The sequence below is a fragment of the Bacillus sp. SIMBA_008 genome (assembly GCF_046535495.1).
In the GTDB taxonomy this organism is placed as follows: domain Bacteria; phylum Bacillota; class Bacilli; order Bacillales; family Bacillaceae; genus Bacillus; species Bacillus subtilis.
In genome coordinates this window covers 160940-178409 of sequence record NZ_JAWRWL010000005.1, presented here as the reverse complement: position 1 = coordinate 178409, position 17470 = coordinate 160940, and the positions used below count along the sequence as shown (strand labels likewise).

Below are 17470 nucleotides of genomic sequence, written 5' to 3'. Positions count from 1 at the left end.
TGAGAAATCACCTATCTGTTTGAATATGAAAACATGCGGCTGTTTTAATAGGCCGGTGTTTCTTCATAGAGAAATGTAAGCGCTTAAAAATTTAATAAAAAAGAGAGGCGAATTGTTTAGATGTTCAACCGATTGTTTCATGTATGTTTTCTTGCAGCTCTTATCATGGCCTTCACCCTGCCAAACTCCGCCAATGCACAAAAACCCGTATTTAAAGAAGTCAGCGTTCATGATCCTTCCATCATTGAAACAAACGGCACCTATTATGTTTTTGGATCTCATCTCGCTTCAGCGAAATCGAATGACCTCATGCAATGGCAGCAGCTGACCACCAGCGTAAGCAATGACAACCCACTGATCCCGAATGTCTATGAAGAATTAAAAGAAACCTTCGAATGGGCGCAATCCGATACTCTTTGGGCTGCTGACGTCACGCAGCTGGCGGACGGCAAATACTACATGTACTACAACGCCTGCCGCGGCGATTCGCCAAGATCCGCCATGGGTGTTGCCGTTGCTGACAACATCGAAGGCCCATACAAAAACAAAGGCATTTTTTTGAAATCAGGAATGGAAGGCACAAGCAGCGATGGAACACCGTATGACGCAACCAAACACCCGAATGTCGTCGACCCGCATACCTTCTTTGATAAAGACGGCAAGCTGTGGATGGTGTACGGATCATACTCAGGCGGCATTTTCATACTTGAAATGAATCCGAAAACGGGCTTCCCGCTTCCTGGGCAGGGCTACGGCAAAAAACTGCTCGGCGGCAACCACAGCAGAATCGAAGGCCCGTATGTTCTCTACAATCCAGACACCAAATACTACTACTTATACCTATCATATGGCGGTCTTGATGCAACAGGCGGCTATAACATCCGTGTGGCCCGCTCCAAGAAACCAGACGGCCCTTACTATGATGCAGAAGGCAATCCAATGCTCGACGTCCGCGGCAAAGAAGGCACATTCTTCGACGACCGTTCCATCGAACCATACGGCGTCAAACTCATGGGCAGCTACACTTTTGAAACAGAAAATGAAAAAGGCACCGGGTACGTCTCACCAGGCCACAACTCCGCATACTATGACGAAAAAACCGGGCGTTCCTATTTAATCTTCCACACCCGCTTCCCGGGCAGGGGTGAGGAACACGAAGTCAGAGTCCACCAATTGTTCATGAATAAAGACGGCTGGCCGGTAGCAGCGCCCTATCGTTATGCGGGCGAAACATTGAAAGAAGTAAAACAAAAAGATATCACAGGAACATACAAACTCATCCAGCACGGAAAAGACATCTCAGCCGACATCAAAAAAACCATCAACATCCAGCTCAACAAAAACCACACCATTTCCGGGGAAATGACCGGAACATGGAAGAAAACCGGAAAAAATACAGCCGACATCACGTTAGCGGGCAAGACGTATAACGGGGTATTTTTACGCCAGTGGGATTCGGTGAGAGAGAAGAACGTCATGACGTTTAGTGTGTTGAATAGCAGCGGTGAGGCTGTTTGGGGATCTAAATAAGATGGAGAAGCGCCTTCGTAGGAAGGCGTTTTTTTATGAGTTTTATTGACTATAAGAAATGGTTAAGTGGGAGAAAAAATAAAAATGAAAGAGAGATTAAAGACTTAAATAAAAAGTCCCTCCTATGATTATTTTCTCCCTCTCATAAGGTGATGAGATCTATTTTTAGCATTTTAGAACCAGTTAAACATCTCTCAAGACAATCCTTTTTACCTATTTATCCAATATGACCCATCATGTAATATGAAAATAGTCTGTATTGTAAAGAATTGACACAGTTTGATAAAAACATGAGGTGTTGCGGCATGCATAGTGAAATGTTGTTACATTCGGTAAAAGCCGACTTACATGAAAAGCAGGAACAGATCCATCAATTAAAACGAGTGCTGCACGAAATTAGGCAAATCAAACACGATTTCTCTGAGGCCCAGCATCTCATTCACCGGCCTCATCTTAACCGGGAGGCATGGAGAGGAACACATGCTCAGCGGTTTGAAGATATTCGTGAAGGAATGAACAAAGCATATCAGCAAATCAAAAGCGATCAAGTCAGCGGAATCATCGAAAGCATAGAAGGAAAAATCCACTCATTAGAGGGCGATGTCTATTCCATAAGACGCCAAATTACGAGGATAGAGCTTGAAATAGAGAAGGAAAAACATAAAAAGTGAGGTGAGCACAAATGGCACAGGAAATTAAAATGGTGTATGGCACAGTGAAGAAAGGGCTTTCTCAGCTCAAGAATTCAGCTGCACTCAAGTCCTCCTTGCCCGGCCATCTCTCAGGCAGAAACCATTTGAATGTTGTGAAGTCCATCGAGCAATTAAATAAGGACATCAAAGAGCTCACTGAAGCATATGCGTCTGTTCTGGCCAAGCATATCGCACAAACGGAAAGCGCGGTAAACGCCATGAAGGAAACGGACGAAAACATATCATCTTCCATGAAATAAAGCACGGGAGGACAAGGGATTGAAAACATTAGATGTCCACGCTCTTCACGAGGGCATTCAGCATACGATTGAGAAACTGGACAAGCAAAAGCAACAGCTGGAGAAGCTGGAAAAAAGCGTTGAGCATCTGGCAGGCATGAAGGATGCGCTGAAAGGAAAAGGCGGAGATGCCATCCGGACCTTTTACGAGGAGTGCCACAAGCCTTTTCTCCTTTTCTTTGGCATGTTTATCGACGAATACAAAAAAGTGCTGAAACAAACACAGCATGCGATTTCCTCTGTAGAATCTGACTCCCATGGCATGATTGCAGAGGCTTTTCTCTCACACGATGCAAGACACGGGGTCAAGCATGCACGAGAAGTGACAGAACAGCTCACAGACGCAGTGAATCGCCAGACATCAGCCATTGATCACATCGTCAGCCTGCCGACAGTCAATGATTCCTTTTTTCGGATGGAAACAGAACAGGCTGAGCGACTGATTTCGGACACCCTGAATAAGCTCTTTCAATTTGACGGCCAGCAAACCCAAGCACTAGAAACCGCAAAATCAGATTTTCAAACGATGAAAAAATATATAGACCAGCTTGAAACCATGTACACCGGTCCGAAAATTGAAATCACAGGCTACAAAAGTGGCTCCATCTTGAAATCGCAGGAGGAAGAAAACATCAACCAAACCTTCGGCGCCATTAACCCGCAAATGAAGCAGTCGGATGATTCACCGATGGAGATGATGATTGAGAAGCTAAAAGATAAAATTAGCAACAAAGCTAGTCATATAAAAAAAGACAAAGGCAACACAAACAACATTCAAACAACAATTTTTACTGCAAAAAGAGACATAGGTGATTATAACGAAACGATAAACAGTCCTGAAATCCAAGGTATAGCTGGGAACAGGGATGAAAATATCCTTGATTTATATAAAAAGTTTATGGACTATCGTGTTAAAATTAAAGAAGAAAGAAACGGAATCCTTGGTTTCTATGGAACAGGAAATGTTTCAGGACTTTTTGAAATTAGTGATGAACAATTAGTTAATACAAAAATTGATATGAGCCTTTTTGATACGAATAAGGCTATAAAGGATAAAAACAAAAAAGAAAAAGTTAAAAAAATTAAGAAATCAGAAACTTATTTTACTGCTTTGGGAGGAAGTGCAGAATTTTCGATTCCGAGATTTTCTAATGTTTTTAATACTTTATTATCTGGTGATATGATTGGCGGTTCTGCTGAACTTAATGGTATTAATGCAGTGATTGACCATGAAAAATCGCCACTTGCTCTTGAATTTAAATTACTTCATGCAGGGGTAGAGGCGAATGTTTCGAATACCGGAGGAGGTCTAGGAGGATCGGCTAGCGTATCTGAAGTAGGAGTAACTGCGTCCCCTCTAAATTGGTTTGGTTATGAGCCTTTAGAAGAATGGTTTGGAATAGAAAATAAAAATCCGTACATCGGTGTAGGGTTTTCTATAGGAAGTTTAGGATTAGGCGCTTCGGCTAACGAGGGTTTTGAAGTTTATATAGCTGATGGAGTTGGAATTTCATTTAAGGCAGGTATAGAGGATGAGGATAAGGAAGATGAATGAAGACTTTTTATTAAGAAAAATAAATGAAGCATTATTGATAATGCAGATTGTTTTCCCTATAGCTGGTATATTTCTTACCATAATGACAATTTGGTTAGCAAATACAAATCAAGTTAACGATATAGAGTTATATGTTATTGCCGGTTTTACATATGGTGTATTTTTCTTTTTGTTTCCATTAGGAATTTATATCTTTAGAAAAAAAATACTGCTTAAAAAGTTAAAAAAAAATAATCCTTAGGAGTATATAGAAATGAGTCGGATTAGAAATTGGTTTCCAATAGGAACTATAGTAAAGTTAAAAAATATGAAAAAACTTGTAATGGTTTTCGGTAGACATCAGATACAGTCTTCCAGTGGAAAGGAATTTGATTATGTCGCAGTCCCATATCCAGAAGGGAACATTAGTGAAAACTTCAATGTGTTCTTTGATGAAGAAATGATAGAAAAGGTAATTTATGAGGGATATACTGATAATGAAGACCAATTGTTAAGAGATAAGTTAAATGAAATTATAGAGGAGGAAAAATAGATGGAGGAATTCTGGAAGAAATTCAGAAAAAAAATCATGTTTTTTTTCTCCCTATTTTTACTTTTTACATGGACTCTTGCTATTTTATTAATAGAGGGATTTTCAATTAAAGAGAAATTAATAATGTATGCAATTGGATTAATTATGATAATTTTTTGTTTAGTGTTAGGTTATATAGTAACAAATAAAATGCTCAATAGAAAATAAATTTTGCCCCTCCAAAGAAGTGTCTTTGGAGTTTTTTTATAAAACAGAACAGGCTGAGCGACTGATTTCAGACACCCTGAATAAGCTCTTTCAATTTGACGGCCAGCAAACCCAAGCACTAGAAACCGCAAAATCAGATTTTCAAACGATGAAAAAATATATAGACCAGCTTGAAACCATGTACACCGGTCCGAAAATTGAAATCACAGGCTACAAAAGCGGCTCCATCCTGAAATCGCAGGAGGAAGAAAACATCAACCAAACCTTCGGCGCGATTAACCCGCAAATGAAGCAGGCGGTTGATTCTCCGATGGAGATGATGCTGAAGAAATTAGCCGAGAATGAAAAGTCTAAAGTGGATTCAGTTGTCAAAACGGGTGATTCTAAAAAGGTAAGTAAAAATATCATCGTTATCAATGGTAAAGTGTATAATACGAGTGAACATAGAGAACATATAAAAACTGATTTCTCAAATGCAGAGGTTAAGCAAGTCGTTTATAATGATACACTTTACAATGTATACATATCTGGTAATGACATGAAGCTTGAACCTGTCGTCTCGCTTTCGGACATTAAAGTGGATGAGAATGGATATGTGAAAATTTTAGAGACAGCTGTAGAACTTACCGGCGTGTATGATCTTTTTAAGGCAGCCACGGGCAGAGATCCGGTATCAGGCGAAAAAGTCACAGGGAAAGACCGTGTTGTTGCCTCCATAAACTCAGTACCACTTGCCAAAATAGCTAAGTTAGAAAAGTTAATAGATATTAATAAACTTATTAATGATGGGAAAAAGGCTAAGAAGGCTTCGGAAGTTAAAAACGTTGCTAAGGATAAAGGGAAAATTGCGAATGATGTAAGTGGATCTGCTAATAAAATTAATTCTGATTTAATAAAAAAGTATGCTAGAGATATAGAACAACGCACAGGTAGAGAATTACCTAAAAATCAAATAGATAAATTAAAGGAAGCATTAAGAAATAAAGAATATAAAAAAATGTCACCAATAGAGACTGCAAAACACAGGACTAAATTTGATAAAGTAAAAAATAAAGTTATAAAAGAATGGGAAGAAAACACTGGACAAAAATGGCCTGTTTATAAGGAAAATGTTGTATCTGAAAAAACAGGTAAAATTATTAGAAAAAAAGGGGATAAGTATGATGCTCACCATATAATTGAAAATACTTTTGGCGGAGAACATGAATGGTGGAATATGCATCCAGCAAAATTTCCTAACGAGCATCAAGCTGGGATTCATGGTACAGGCTCACCAGCAAATGAATTATTTAAAGGAGGCAAAAAAAAATGAGTTATAATTTTATAAAAGCAAACAAAGAAAATGATTTTTATCCAGTGAATCAAAGTGAGATTGAAGAGGTTGAAAAAAATTTAAACTTAAAATTACCTAGTGAATTAGTGAATTTTTATTTAGAAGTTGGCTATGGGTTTATTAAAGGATCAGAGTTTAATACTAATCGCATTTTGGATCCATATTCTGTAAGAGACTTTCGATTGAGGATAAATGACTTTGAATTTTATCCTGACATAGAAATATATGATGAGTTTGAGAATGATAAATTAATATTTTTTGAAGGTAGTGAATCGGCATTAATGTCAATTGAATTAAATGATAATAATAAAAATCCGATTTACTATTATGATATTCAAATTGCAACTTCTCTTACCGAGTTCTTAAGAAAAATAGAAGAGAATGATCAGTATTATCTTGATTTATTAGATGATGAATGATTTTAACATTATCCCGTTACCTCTCCCTTAAAGGAGCAAGATGACATGTTATTGATCAATAAACAGAAGGACCCTGTTTTTCAGTTTTTAGCTGGAACATTCCATCAAGATATTGAAACTCCTGATGACGCTATACAAGAGTTATTAACAGAGGAAAGTAAAGAATATTTGGAGGATGCTATTGTCTTTTTAACGGATTTTATTAAAAGTGAGCATTCAGAAAATGAGAAAAACGATTACATTCAATCTTGCGCAGATGGCGTGTATTTTCCTGCGTTTAATTTAGAACCAATAGATTGGCTAAAGAATGTAATAGTACAGATAAAGAAGTCTTTAAAAAAAATTTAAACGGTAACGATTCATAACCTTGATTGAAAAAAATGCCTTTCAAGGTTTTTAATTACAATAATTTTTTATTGAAGTTAATACTAAGTTCAAATCTTTATGATTACTTTTGTTCTAGAAACGATAGTCAACACCAAAAATGAAAGCGTTGACATCCCGCAAATCTAGTGCTAAAGTATACCTACAAACAAATAAAACGACCCGTCAGGATTGTTACTGTGAAAGCAGGCAAAACCTAAATGGTGCAGGTGCAGGAGGAGACTCTCGCAATCTGTGTCATTTAGGTTTTTTTTATTCTCTTTTAGGAGGTGATGCGGCATTTGATACAAAAAAAGCTGGTGAAAGGCGGCCACCTTTCATCCAGCAGTCCCCCCATAAAAAGGAGGTATACACATGGATTATGATAAATTATCGAAGGACATATTACAACTCGTAGGCGGTGAAGAAAACGTTCAGCGCGTGATCCACTGCATGACGAGGCTGCGTTTTAATCTTCATGACAACGCGAAGGCGGATCGCAGTCAGCTGGAGCAGCTGCCTGGAGTGATGGGCACCAATATCAGCGGCGAGCAGTTTCAAATCATTATCGGAAACGATGTGCCGAAGGTGTATCAGGCGATTGTGCGGCACAGCAATCTCAGTGATGAAAAGAGCGCTGGTTCATCCTCTCAGAAAAAGAATGTTCTGAGTGCGGTCTTTGATGTGATTTCTGGTGTGTTTACCCCGATTTTGCCTGCGATTGCGGGAGCGGGGATGATCAAAGGGCTTGTTGCGCTGGCAGTTACGTTTGGCTGGATGGCGGAGAAGAGCCAGGTTCATGTCATTTTAACGGCTGTCGGTGACGGCGCGTTCTACTTCCTGCCGCTCCTGCTAGCGATGAGTGCGGCGAGAAAATTCGGAAGCAATCCGTACGTAGCGGCAGCCATTGCGGCGGCGATTCTGCATCCGGATTTGACAGCCCTGCTCGGTGCGGGGAAACCGATTTCCTTTATCGGGCTTCCTGTAACCGCTGCCACTTATTCGTCAACGGTCATCCCGATTTTGCTGGCGATTTGGATTGCTTCGTACGTAGAAAAATGGATTGACCGTTTTACACACGCATCTCTCAAATTGATTGTGGTTCCGACATTCACGCTATTGATTGTCGTGCCGCTGACATTGATTACAGTCGGTCCGCTTGGCGCTATTTTAGGAGAATACTTGTCTTCTGGGGTCAATTATTTGTTTGATCATGCAGGGCTTGTGGCGATGATTTTGCTGGCGGGTACATTCTCTTTAATCATTATGACGGGCATGCACTATGCCTTTGTGCCGATCATGATCAACAACATCGCTCAAAACGGCCACGATTATTTACTGCCGGCTATGTTTTTGGCGAATATGGGGCAGGCGGGAGCATCATTTGCCGTCTTCCTTCGCTCCAGAAACAAAAAATTTAAATCACTTGCGCTTACCACAAGCATCACGGCGCTGATGGGGATTACAGAACCTGCGATGTACGGCGTGAATATGCGATTGAAAAAGCCGTTTGCGGCCGCTTTGATTGGCGGTGCAGCCGGTGGCGCGTTTTACGGCATGACGGGTGTTGCTTCCTATATCGTCGGGGGGAATGCAGGTCTCCCGAGCATCCCTGTCTTTATCGGCCCAACGTTTATTTACGCGATGATCGGCCTTGTGATTGCGTTTGCGGCGGGAACAGCAGCTGCGTATTTGCTTGGATTCGAGGATGTGCCTTCTGACGGCAGCCAGCAGCCGGCAGTGCAAGAAGGCAGCAGAGAGATCATTCACAGCCCGATTAAGGGAGAAGTGAAAGCATTAAGTGAAGTCAAAGACGGAGTGTTTTCTGCCGGGATCATGGGAAAAGGATTCGCCATTGAGCCTGAAGAAGGAGAAGTTGTGTCGCCTGTTCGTGGAAGCGTTACCACCATTTTTAAAACAAAACACGCCATTGGCATTACGAGTGATCAGGGAGCTGAAATACTCATACACATTGGATTGGACACGGTAAAGCTGGAGGGACAATGGTTCACGGCTCACGTCAAAGAAGGCGACAAGGTCGCACCGGGAGATCCGCTCGTGTCCTTTGATCTGGAGCAAATCAAAGCCGCGGGATATGACGTCATTACCCCGGTGATTGTGACCAACACAGACCAATATTCGTTTTCGCCGGTGAAAGAGATCGGTAAAGTGCAGCCAAAAGAAGCGCTGCTTGCTTTATCTTAAAAAACTGATGGGGTGATCAATATGAGTTCAAATGCAAAACGATTTCCAGAAGGATTTTTATGGGGCGGCGCAGTTGCTGCCAACCAAGTGGAGGGTGCTTATAACGAGGGTGGTAAGGGGCTTTCGACAGCTGACGTATCGCCGAACGGGATCATGTCTCCATTTGATGAATCAATGACTTCCTTGAATCTGTATCACAACGGGATTGACTTTTATCATCGTTATAAAGAGGATATCGCCTTATTTGCAGAAATGGGATTTAAGGCGTTCCGCACATCGATTGCGTGGACGAGAATTTTTCCGAATGGCGATGAAGAGGAGCCCAATGAAGACGGTCTCAGATTTTATGATGATCTGTTTGATGAGCTGTTAAAGCATCATATTGAGCCTGTCGTAACCATCTCTCATTATGAAATGCCGCTCGGTTTAGTGAAAAATTATGGCGGCTGGAAGAATCGCAAAGTCATAGAGTTTTATGAACGCTATGCCAAAACGGTTTTCAAACGCTATCAACACAAAGTGAAGTATTGGATGACGTTTAATGAAATTAACGTGGTGCTCCATGCGCCATTTACCGGAGGCGGTCTTGTTTTTGAAGAAGGAGAAAACAAATTAAACGCGATGTACCAGGCGGCACACCACCAATTTGTGGCCAGTGCTCTTGCTGTCAAAGCGGGCCACGACATCATTCCTGATTCGAAAATCGGCTGTATGATAGCGGCAACGACAACCTATCCGATGACTTCTAAGCCGGAGGATGTCTTCGCGGCAATAGAGAATGAGCGCAAAACACTTTTCTTCTCAGATGTTCAGGCAAGAGGCGCATACCCGGGATATATGAAACGCTATCTGGCAGAAAACAATATTGAAATTGAAATGGCTGAAGGCGATGAAGAGCTCTTGAAAGAACATACGGTGGATTATATTGGATTCAGCTACTACATGTCGATGGCGGCGAGCACAGATCCGGAAGAGCTTGCAAAATCAGGAGGCAACCTGCTGGGCGGAGTCAAAAACCCTTACCTCAAATCATCAGAATGGGGCTGGCAAATTGATCCGAAAGGCTTGCGCATCACGCTCAACACCTTATACGACCGTTATCAGAAGCCGCTGTTCATTGTTGAAAATGGCCTTGGCGCTGTAGACAAGGTTGAAGAGGACGGCACGATTCAGGACGATTACAGAATCAACTATCTGCGTGATCATTTATTTGAAGCGCGCGAAGCCATTGCGGACGGCGTTGAATTAATCGGATACACATCATGGGGGCCAATTGACCTTGTCAGCGCATCTACTGCGGAAATGAAAAAACGCTACGGTTTCATTTATGTGGACAGGGACAATGAAGGAAATGGAACATTTAACCGCATCAAGAAAAAAAGCTTCAACTGGTATCAGCAGGTTATCGCCACAAACGGAGAGAGTCTCTGACAAATTTTTGAAAAATCATGCGCTTCAATTGACAATAACGAAATGCAGGCGGACAATAAAAGAGAAAGATGAACCACCCACAGTCCGAAAGGCGGGAAGAGCATGTTTAACAAAATGTTAGTAGCGATTGACGGATCAGACATGAGTGCAAAAGCGCTTGATGCCGCAGTGCATTTGGCAAAAGAGCAGCAAGCGGAACTAAGCATTCTTCATGTGGGGAGAGAAGCCGTCGTCACGACTTCTTCTCTGACGGGAATTGTCTATGTGCCTGAACACTTTATTGATGAAATCAGGAGCGAGGTTAAAAAAGAGGGCCTGAAAATCCTTGAGAATGCAAAAGAAAAAGCAGCCGAAAAAGGCGTTCAAGCTGAAACCATTTACGCGAATGGCGAGCCGGCGCATGAGATACTAAATCACGCAAAAGAGAAAGGCGTCAGCCTGATTGTAGTTGGCAGCCGGGGGATCAGCGGCCTGAAAGAAATGATGCTTGGAAGCGTCAGCCATAAAGTGTCTCAATTATCAACATGCCCGGTTTTGATTGTTCGATAGATTTGTAAAAAAGCGCCCTTGGGCGCTTTTTTTTATCTGTTAGAAAATGTAACTAATAATATATCTCGATGTGCACCATCTCTATTGGCAGTGCCGACCGGTGTAACCGCATGAAAGACCTTTTGCCCGAGAGCAAGTGTCTCAAGCGGGTTTGTCAGCCGCAGCACTTTATCAATTTGCTTAACAGACGGAGCAATTAAGTTATCTCCTCCGATAGCATCTTCGCTCAGTTGAAATAGATGGACGAAAACAAGCGGTTCATCGTCACGATGCAGCCAAATGGGTGAGCTGTATGAAGGCGCGTCAGGTGTCACTTGATATCTCACTTGGTGAAGCCCGACGATCACTTCTTTCTCCCAATCTACAAAATCGGTTTGGCGGGCCATTTCTACATTTGAATGTATCATTTGCCGCGTTACAGGATGCTGTAGAAACTCATCTGATATTTTTTCAAATTGTCTGACGATACCGCCATCATCATAATTATATTCTTTTGATTGGAAATATCCATTATCCGGATCTAATTCAAGAGTGTCGGAGTGAGGAGCCAAAATGTAGCGGGAATGCGCTCTGTAACGGCCGCCTCCTTTAGGATCAGCTTTCAAATCATCATATGTAAGCTGTAGTTCGCGGACTGCAGCGTCCTTTGTTTTCTGCTGATAGAAATCTGCTGGGATATACGAATAGCCGTTTTCCTTTAAAAAAGAAGCATATTTAGAAATATCGGATGTCAACTCTTTTTGTACGTTTGAAACTTGAACCATATGAATCTCTCCTTAAAAAGTAGATGATTTTTTTAGTAATTTCCTGTACGATAGAAAATGTGGAAAATAGAGGATGTAGTGCAATGCTAAATTATTTGTAATATATTGTCAAATAATAATATTGAGATTATTACAAATTACCAAAATGAAAAAAGGCAGAATGTAAAATGATGAAGAAAAAGAATATAATGATAACTGGGGCAAATAGCGGAATCGGCTTTGCGGCGGTAAAGCAATTTCTAACAGAAGGCTTTCGAGTCGTTGGAGTGGATATTCAAACGAATAAAATGTCAGAATTTATAGTAAACGGTGAGTTTCACATGGAAAAAGCAGACTTGTCTGATGTCCGGCAGGCGGAATCTTTGATGACAAAGCTTGAACAAAGCCAATTGATTCCGGACATCTTAATCAATGCAGCAGGGATAAGGGAAATCACACCTGTTCTTGAATTATCGGCAGAATCATTCAAAAAGGTCATAGACATTAACCTCACGGCCGCCTTTATTCTTTCTCGGGACGCGGCAAGGCTGTGGTCAAAGCTGGGGAAACAAGGCTGTATAATCAACATCGCCTCTGTGTCCGGGCTGATGGCAGAGCCTGCGCGGGCTGCCTATGTGTCTTCCAAGCATGCGGTCATCGGACTGACGAAGCAGCTCGCTATGGAATTCGGATCAAAGGGGATCAGGGTGAATAGCATTTCACCGGGCGTGATCCAAACAGAATTAACGGAAGAGTATTTTCAAGACGATGAAATGGTTCAGCTGATCAAGGATAACCATGCCCTTCATACGTGGGGGCAGCCGAGTGATATCGTTTCCTGTATGAAGTATTTGGCTTCTGATGAGGCGCACTTTATTACAGGTTCAAACTTTGTCATAGACGGCGGCTGGACGGCCGGCAAGAAACTATAAAAAAAAGGAAAAGCACCTTGCAGTTGGGGTGCTTTTCCCTATACATAATTGGAGGTAGAATACGCTTGATGCAGCAAGATCTCTCAATCACACCAAAACAAAAATCAACAGCCGTAATCAAAATGGTCATCTCCATGGTGATTTTCGGCTCTATCGGCTTTTTCTCAGAGCATACCAATCTGCCGTCATTTGAATTAGTCTTTGTCCGCTGCCTTTGCGCGACGCTGTTTTTAGGCCTTTGCTGGCTGGCGTCCGGCCAGTATAAAACTGAAAAATGGAGCAAGAGAGACGTGCTGCAAACATTGGCGTGCGGTTTCTTTCTTGTATTCAACTGGGTGTTCTTATTTAAGTCTTTTGAAGAAACGTCCGTTACAATTGCCATCTCCGTTTATCATCTAGCGCCGGTGCTTGTTCTTCTTCTGGGGAGCTTCCTCTACAGAGAGAAATTAAATGTGATCTCCGTCAGCTCCATTATCATCTGCTTTCTGGGAACTGCGCTGATTTCCGGGATTAACGGCAGCACTTCATTGACACAGCTGATGGGATCAGGGATCATATGGGCAGTTCTCGCCGCACTGTTTTATGCGTTCACCACTTTATTGGGAAAAGGCATTCACAATCTCAGTCCTTACACGACCACCTTCTTGCAGACGGGTTTAGGGGTTATCATCCTGATTCCGTTTATTCACTTTGGTGCTTTTGCTGACCTATCTCAGGGAAACTGGATTATGGTGGTATCTACCGGCATCATCCATACGGGTATTGTATATTTGTTGTTTTTTGACAGTTTGCGATTTTTATCAACGAAATTTATTTCAATCATTGTATTTCTCGACCCCGCTGTCGCGATCGTGCTCGATACCGTCTTCACAGGCTTCCGCCCTGACCTCTATCAAACGCTTGGCATCGTGCTGATCTTTGCGGGCATGGCCTTGACGCTTGTCAGGAGGCAGGGGAAGGCGAATGTGACAGCTGAGGGTACGGATATTGAACAAATGCAATAATGGAAAATGTAAAAAGGCCTATGCGGCCTTTTTTGATTCTTAAAATAACATAAACATTCTAGAAAAATATTGTAATCCTATTCCAATGAAGCTAACATGTTAAATCAATAATACAGTTATTTCAAATTCTTGGTGCGAAAAAAAAGCTTTCTCAATTAGTAAAAGGAAAAGTGAATGTACTATTTTGATGAAATATCAACTCTTAATGACTATGATTGGCTTGAAAAAAATATAAAACAATAGAGCATACAATATATTGAAAACTTAGTTAATATTAAAAAGCGATAGTAATGATTATATATACTCTGCAAGAATCTAAAAATGCAAATGTTGCTCATGAGAATATCATTTTACTAAAAAGACGTTAAGTTAAAGGATATATTGAGCAGAGTTCATTTAACAGAAAAAACACTTGTTAAAGATTTACTGAATGGGGTCTTCTGCCAAATAGAAATAATAGACTCCGAGACTATCAGAATAGGGACAATAAACAGAGAAAATATTCTAAATATCATTTAACAATTATTTAATAATTTGTTTGGATCTTCAAAGCGAATAATAGAATTCATTCGGTAGAGGATCTTTACCGAATTGTCTGTTGATCATCTGATTGCTTAGCAGGCTTTAATAAAATAAATAGAATTATCGGTATACCAAACGAAGATTGAGTGCGTGGTGATCAAATTGAGCGAGCCAAAGCTAATAGAATGCATAAATAAAATCAAAAGTGTCTTAAATGGACAAACAACAAGAGAAGAAGTGTCGGATTGGGCTGGAACTTATGTTCATGCGGATGACCCCGAAGTAGAAGATGATAGAGTCTGGAGTATGTTAATCCTTCTAAGTGGGATTGATTTGAAAGATTCTCCTGAAACTTATTTACATTCAACAGATGATTTGAATGATTGGATCAAACAATATATGGAGTAATTTGTGTTTGGTGGTAAGGTGTTATTGATTAAAAAAGAGGCAGGAGATGACAATGTACAAAACAATTAGTGAATGGGTTGATTACATTGATGAGGGGTGCAGTGTCCTTTATTTAGATTTTAATGTGTATAAAAAAGAGCTCTCACTTAATATAAAGGTTTTTGAAAGTGAAGCTGAATATACCCATAAAATATTATTTCAAAATGTGGCATCCGCTTATTATAGTGCAGATGTTGGCGACATGAGATTGGAAAAAATAGATCCGGAAGAATACAATTGGCAAGTATTTGAGATGAGTTATCATCCAGAAGGAAACGGGAATCTATCAAATTCTATAATTCCGGAGTATCAATCAAATGCTAACTTTCTTATTGACATGAACAGAATGCTGATTGCTATAGAAGCTGAAACCGTTCGCTTTGATGATCAATCGTTTTATGCATACCAATTAAACACTAAATGATTTAAGACTGAATTGGAAAGTAGCTTTATATCAAAACGATTAATGAAACTAGGCTGTCCGTTACTAATAGCTAATAAATGCTTAATTATCACTTCATTTCTAAACTGGGAGCATAACAAATGAAAAAATTAAAAATGAATAAAATTATCAACATGGACACCCAAGATTGTTTTTTCCATGCTGATCCACTGGGGCGTGTCTACATTGGAAAAGGTGTGAAAGGTGATGTGACCATCTCAATCTATGATCCTTCCGGTGATATTCGGGTTTTTAAAGTGAAAGAGCAGATTTCATACAGTGATATCCTGCTCTTTCAACAATGTGCAGATGGCTATGTCTTCGTTTATTACGAATCGTATGAGCCGAAGGTAAAGGTTTTTTCAGAAGAGGGAAGGGTGAAAAGTGCTTTTCACTTACCTTCAGGGGTTTCCTGCTGTCTTTTGGATGAAAAACAACAGCTTTGGGTCGGTTTATGTGATGAAGGGATTTATCATGATGAGAATCCCAACGGCCATAGTGTGTGGTGTTTTACGTTAGATGGTCAGCAGAAGGAAATACACATTGATAGAAAGCTCGAAGAAATGGATGCGCCGGCTGTAGATGATTGTTATGGACTTGCAGAAAAAAACGGCTTGATTTATATGCTGTATTACGGAGACGCAGTCATTGCCGCATTTGATGAAACGGTCGTGAGACGAGTGTGGATTCTGTCGGATAAAGAGCCGGACTCAGAAGCATTTGATCAGCTCGCGATATCCGAAGAAGGTTTTTTGGTTGGGACGTTCAATTGTTACAGTGAAGAGCTTGAGTCGTTTCTTTATTTAATTTCTGCCGATGTGAGTCAAGAGATGAAAGAGATAACATGCTGTGATTCGAACGGTGAAGCCCTAGACATTCAATAGCTGAAACTGACAAGCAACGCTGTTTACGCAGTGGCCTCTTCTGGTATTTATAAGCAGGATATCCAGTAAGGTGTAGAGATGAGATTATGGTAAATTGGCGCGCTTTAAGTCAGACAAAACAAGATCGCATCTGGTCAGAAGTGAACAAGCTCATTAAATGGAAGCCAGGAAGCAGATGTCATCCCATCATCCCGCCTGATCCATATCGAGTGTTTGATATCTCAAGCGCGATGAGCGGTAAAGCCAGTAATGGAGATGTGGTCAGAGTGCTGAATGATTTAGAAACTTCAATTTTAAAAGCATTTCAATCATGCACTAAAAAGAACGATGTCATGTACGCATTAGACTGGCAACATGACGGATATACCTTTAGTCCTCATCAGGCAATGCCTCAGGATGAATTTGGTGAATGGCCTGTTCCGGTATTTCCAAACGGAGACTATTATTTCTTCTTTCATCAGGACTTCTCTTGGGGACTTTTGGGAGACCCGTGGAAATGTACAATCACAGTGTTTGGTGAGGAGCTGTTGGAGGCGATTGATCATGATCCGCCTATCTTGTTTCAAGATAAATGAGATTGTTGCGAAGGGAGGGGATCAGCATGTTTGAAAAACTGAGAAAAAGACAGCAAGAGCTTGAAGAAAAGGCATACCCTGATGAACTGTACGAATTTGAAGCGGAAATCTATGAGTTTTTTATGCTTGTTGATGGCAGTTTGGATTATGTGCTGGCGAATAAAAGGATGCCCCGGCATCAGCGGCGTACGTTGGAGAAAAGCTTTTTTGAGCTTTATCCTGACATACTTCCGGGTATGATCAAAAACGATAAAGATCTGTATCAGCACATTCTCTTGTATGAACAAGTCAGACAAGAGATTTGCGTTGCGCTAACCAACTGATAAGGGGAAGATTTTATGGAAATAACCTCTATAAGCAGTATCGGAAATTTAGATATGGTCGATCTAAAGCCTGACCAAATTGTTATGTCGTGTGAACTTGAAGATGCAGAGTCGTTTTATCGTGTATGGCAAGGGCTTGCCTATGAGCGAATTATGATACAGGTGATAACGACTGGTTCATTTATAGAAGACCTATCCAAGTACTTTGAAGGTTATGCTTACAAGGTGACGAAGCTGGCGAAACGAGAATTTCATTTTCAATCTGTATTACAGAAAGCAGACCGGGACATTGCAGGACTTCTCTTTCTGTTAGCTTCCATCAATGATGATGTTTTTCTGATCACTGATCCTCAACCGGATAAAAGCTATTTTTCAGAAGGGAAGCTCCAATGCCTAACGGACTCAGGCGAACGGATCATATGGTTTGAATACGATGCTGCGGAGATCTATATGGTTGGAGGTAACTAAAAATAGGAGGAATTC

Annotated in this window: 19 protein-coding genes and 4 pseudogenes; 22 read left to right on the top strand and 1 reads right to left on the bottom strand. The window is 40.9% G+C overall.

Features of this window, described 5'->3' with window-relative positions:
- Positions 1-120: 120 nt before the first annotated feature.
- From abnB to SB658_RS17120, 13 genes and pseudogenes are all read left to right on the top strand, one after another.
- Positions 121-1530: an arabinan endo-1,5-alpha-L-arabinosidase AbnB gene (abnB, locus tag SB658_RS17180; protein WP_069703581.1), complete on the top strand. Its 1410-nt coding sequence runs from the start codon at positions 121-123 to the stop codon at positions 1528-1530.
- Positions 1531-1835: 305 nt separating this feature from the next.
- Positions 1836-2201 (top strand): YwqH-like family protein, encoded by a 366-nt coding sequence (locus SB658_RS17175; protein WP_038428052.1) that lies wholly within the window; start codon positions 1836-1838, stop codon positions 2199-2201.
- 11 nt (positions 2202-2212) lie between these two features.
- Positions 2213-2482 carry a YwqI/YxiC family protein gene (locus tag SB658_RS17170; protein WP_038428049.1) on the top strand — a complete coding sequence of 90 codons (270 nt, stop codon included), beginning with the start codon at positions 2213-2215 and terminating at the stop codon, positions 2480-2482.
- A 19-nt stretch (positions 2483-2501) separates the two neighbouring features.
- Positions 2502-3234, top strand: a pseudogene (locus SB658_RS17165) (ribonuclease YeeF family protein); the annotation flags it as partial.
- Between the two features lie 834 nt (positions 3235-4068).
- Complete coding sequence (locus SB658_RS17160; RefSeq protein WP_041850329.1) at positions 4069-4317, top strand: hypothetical protein; 249 nt, start codon at positions 4069-4071, stop codon at positions 4315-4317.
- A gap of 12 nt (positions 4318-4329) precedes the next feature.
- Complete coding sequence (locus SB658_RS17155) at positions 4330-4608, top strand: DUF4176 domain-containing protein (RefSeq protein WP_041850330.1); 279 nt, start codon at positions 4330-4332, stop codon at positions 4606-4608.
- Complete coding sequence (locus SB658_RS17150; RefSeq protein WP_041850331.1) at positions 4609-4815, top strand: hypothetical protein; 207 nt, start codon at positions 4609-4611, stop codon at positions 4813-4815.
- 31 nt (positions 4816-4846) lie between these two features.
- A pseudogene (locus SB658_RS17145) lies at positions 4847-6127 on the top strand (pre-toxin TG domain-containing protein); the annotation flags it as partial.
- Complete coding sequence (gene yxxD, locus SB658_RS17140) at positions 6124-6567, top strand: type II toxin-antitoxin system antitoxin YxxD (RefSeq protein ID WP_015714989.1); 444 nt, start codon at positions 6124-6126, stop codon at positions 6565-6567. The pseudogene SB658_RS17145 and the gene yxxD, both read left to right, overlap by 4 nt.
- 45 nt (positions 6568-6612) lie before the next feature.
- Positions 6613-6915, top strand: a complete 303-nt coding sequence (locus SB658_RS17135) for a contact-dependent growth inhibition system immunity protein (protein WP_038428046.1) — start codon at positions 6613-6615, stop codon at positions 6913-6915.
- A gap of 390 nt (positions 6916-7305) precedes the next feature.
- Positions 7306-9135, top strand: a complete 1830-nt coding sequence (gene bglP / locus SB658_RS17130) for a beta-glucoside-specific PTS transporter subunit IIABC (RefSeq protein WP_213384300.1) — start codon at positions 7306-7308, stop codon at positions 9133-9135.
- A gap of 21 nt (positions 9136-9156) precedes the next feature.
- Positions 9157-10566: an aryl-phospho-beta-d-glucosidase gene (gene bglH / locus SB658_RS17125; protein ID WP_144500445.1), complete on the top strand. Its 1410-nt coding sequence runs from the start codon at positions 9157-9159 to the stop codon at positions 10564-10566.
- 102 nt (positions 10567-10668) lie between these two features.
- Positions 10669-11115 carry a universal stress protein gene (locus tag SB658_RS17120; protein ID WP_113712947.1) on the top strand — a complete coding sequence of 149 codons (447 nt, stop codon included), beginning with the start codon at positions 10669-10671 and terminating at the stop codon, positions 11113-11115.
- 32 nt (positions 11116-11147) lie between these two features.
- Here the strand turns inward: SB658_RS17120 and SB658_RS17115 are convergent, their stop codons facing one another.
- Positions 11148-11879, bottom strand: a complete 732-nt coding sequence (locus SB658_RS17115; RefSeq protein ID WP_144500446.1) for a 2OG-Fe dioxygenase family protein — start codon at positions 11877-11879, stop codon at positions 11148-11150.
- Positions 11880-12046: 167 nt separating this feature from the next.
- Here SB658_RS17115 and SB658_RS17110 point away from each other — a divergent pair, with 167 nt between their 5' ends.
- From SB658_RS17110 to SB658_RS17070, 9 genes and pseudogenes are all read left to right on the top strand, one after another.
- Positions 12047-12790 (top strand): SDR family NAD(P)-dependent oxidoreductase, encoded by a 744-nt coding sequence (locus SB658_RS17110; RefSeq protein WP_144500447.1) that lies wholly within the window; start codon positions 12047-12049, stop codon positions 12788-12790.
- 68 nt (positions 12791-12858) lie between these two features.
- Complete coding sequence (locus SB658_RS17105) at positions 12859-13794, top strand: DMT family transporter (RefSeq protein WP_021480999.1); 936 nt, start codon at positions 12859-12861, stop codon at positions 13792-13794.
- A gap of 636 nt (positions 13795-14430) precedes the next feature.
- Positions 14431-14724, top strand: a complete 294-nt coding sequence (locus tag SB658_RS17100) for a DNA-binding protein (RefSeq protein WP_250634986.1) — start codon at positions 14431-14433, stop codon at positions 14722-14724.
- A gap of 46 nt (positions 14725-14770) precedes the next feature.
- Positions 14771-15187 (top strand): YxiG family protein, encoded by a 417-nt coding sequence (locus SB658_RS17095; RefSeq protein WP_144500448.1) that lies wholly within the window; start codon positions 14771-14773, stop codon positions 15185-15187.
- A 119-nt stretch (positions 15188-15306) separates the two neighbouring features.
- Positions 15307-15633, top strand: a pseudogene (locus tag SB658_RS17090) (DNA-binding protein); the annotation flags it as partial.
- A 72-nt stretch (positions 15634-15705) separates the two neighbouring features.
- Positions 15706-16158 (top strand): annotated as a pseudogene (locus SB658_RS17085) (hypothetical protein).
- 17 nt (positions 16159-16175) lie between these two features.
- Entirely contained in the window at positions 16176-16664 is a 489-nt protein-coding gene (locus SB658_RS17080; RefSeq protein ID WP_021480992.1) for a DUF2716 domain-containing protein, read from the top strand.
- A gap of 26 nt (positions 16665-16690) precedes the next feature.
- Complete coding sequence (locus SB658_RS17075) at positions 16691-16987, top strand: YxiJ family protein (RefSeq protein WP_144500449.1); 297 nt, start codon at positions 16691-16693, stop codon at positions 16985-16987.
- 15 nt (positions 16988-17002) lie between these two features.
- The gene (locus SB658_RS17070; RefSeq protein ID WP_144500450.1) at positions 17003-17455 is read left to right on the top strand and encodes a hypothetical protein; all 453 of its coding nucleotides are present in this window, start codon (positions 17003-17005) and stop codon (positions 17453-17455) included.
- Positions 17456-17470 lie beyond the last annotated feature (15 nt).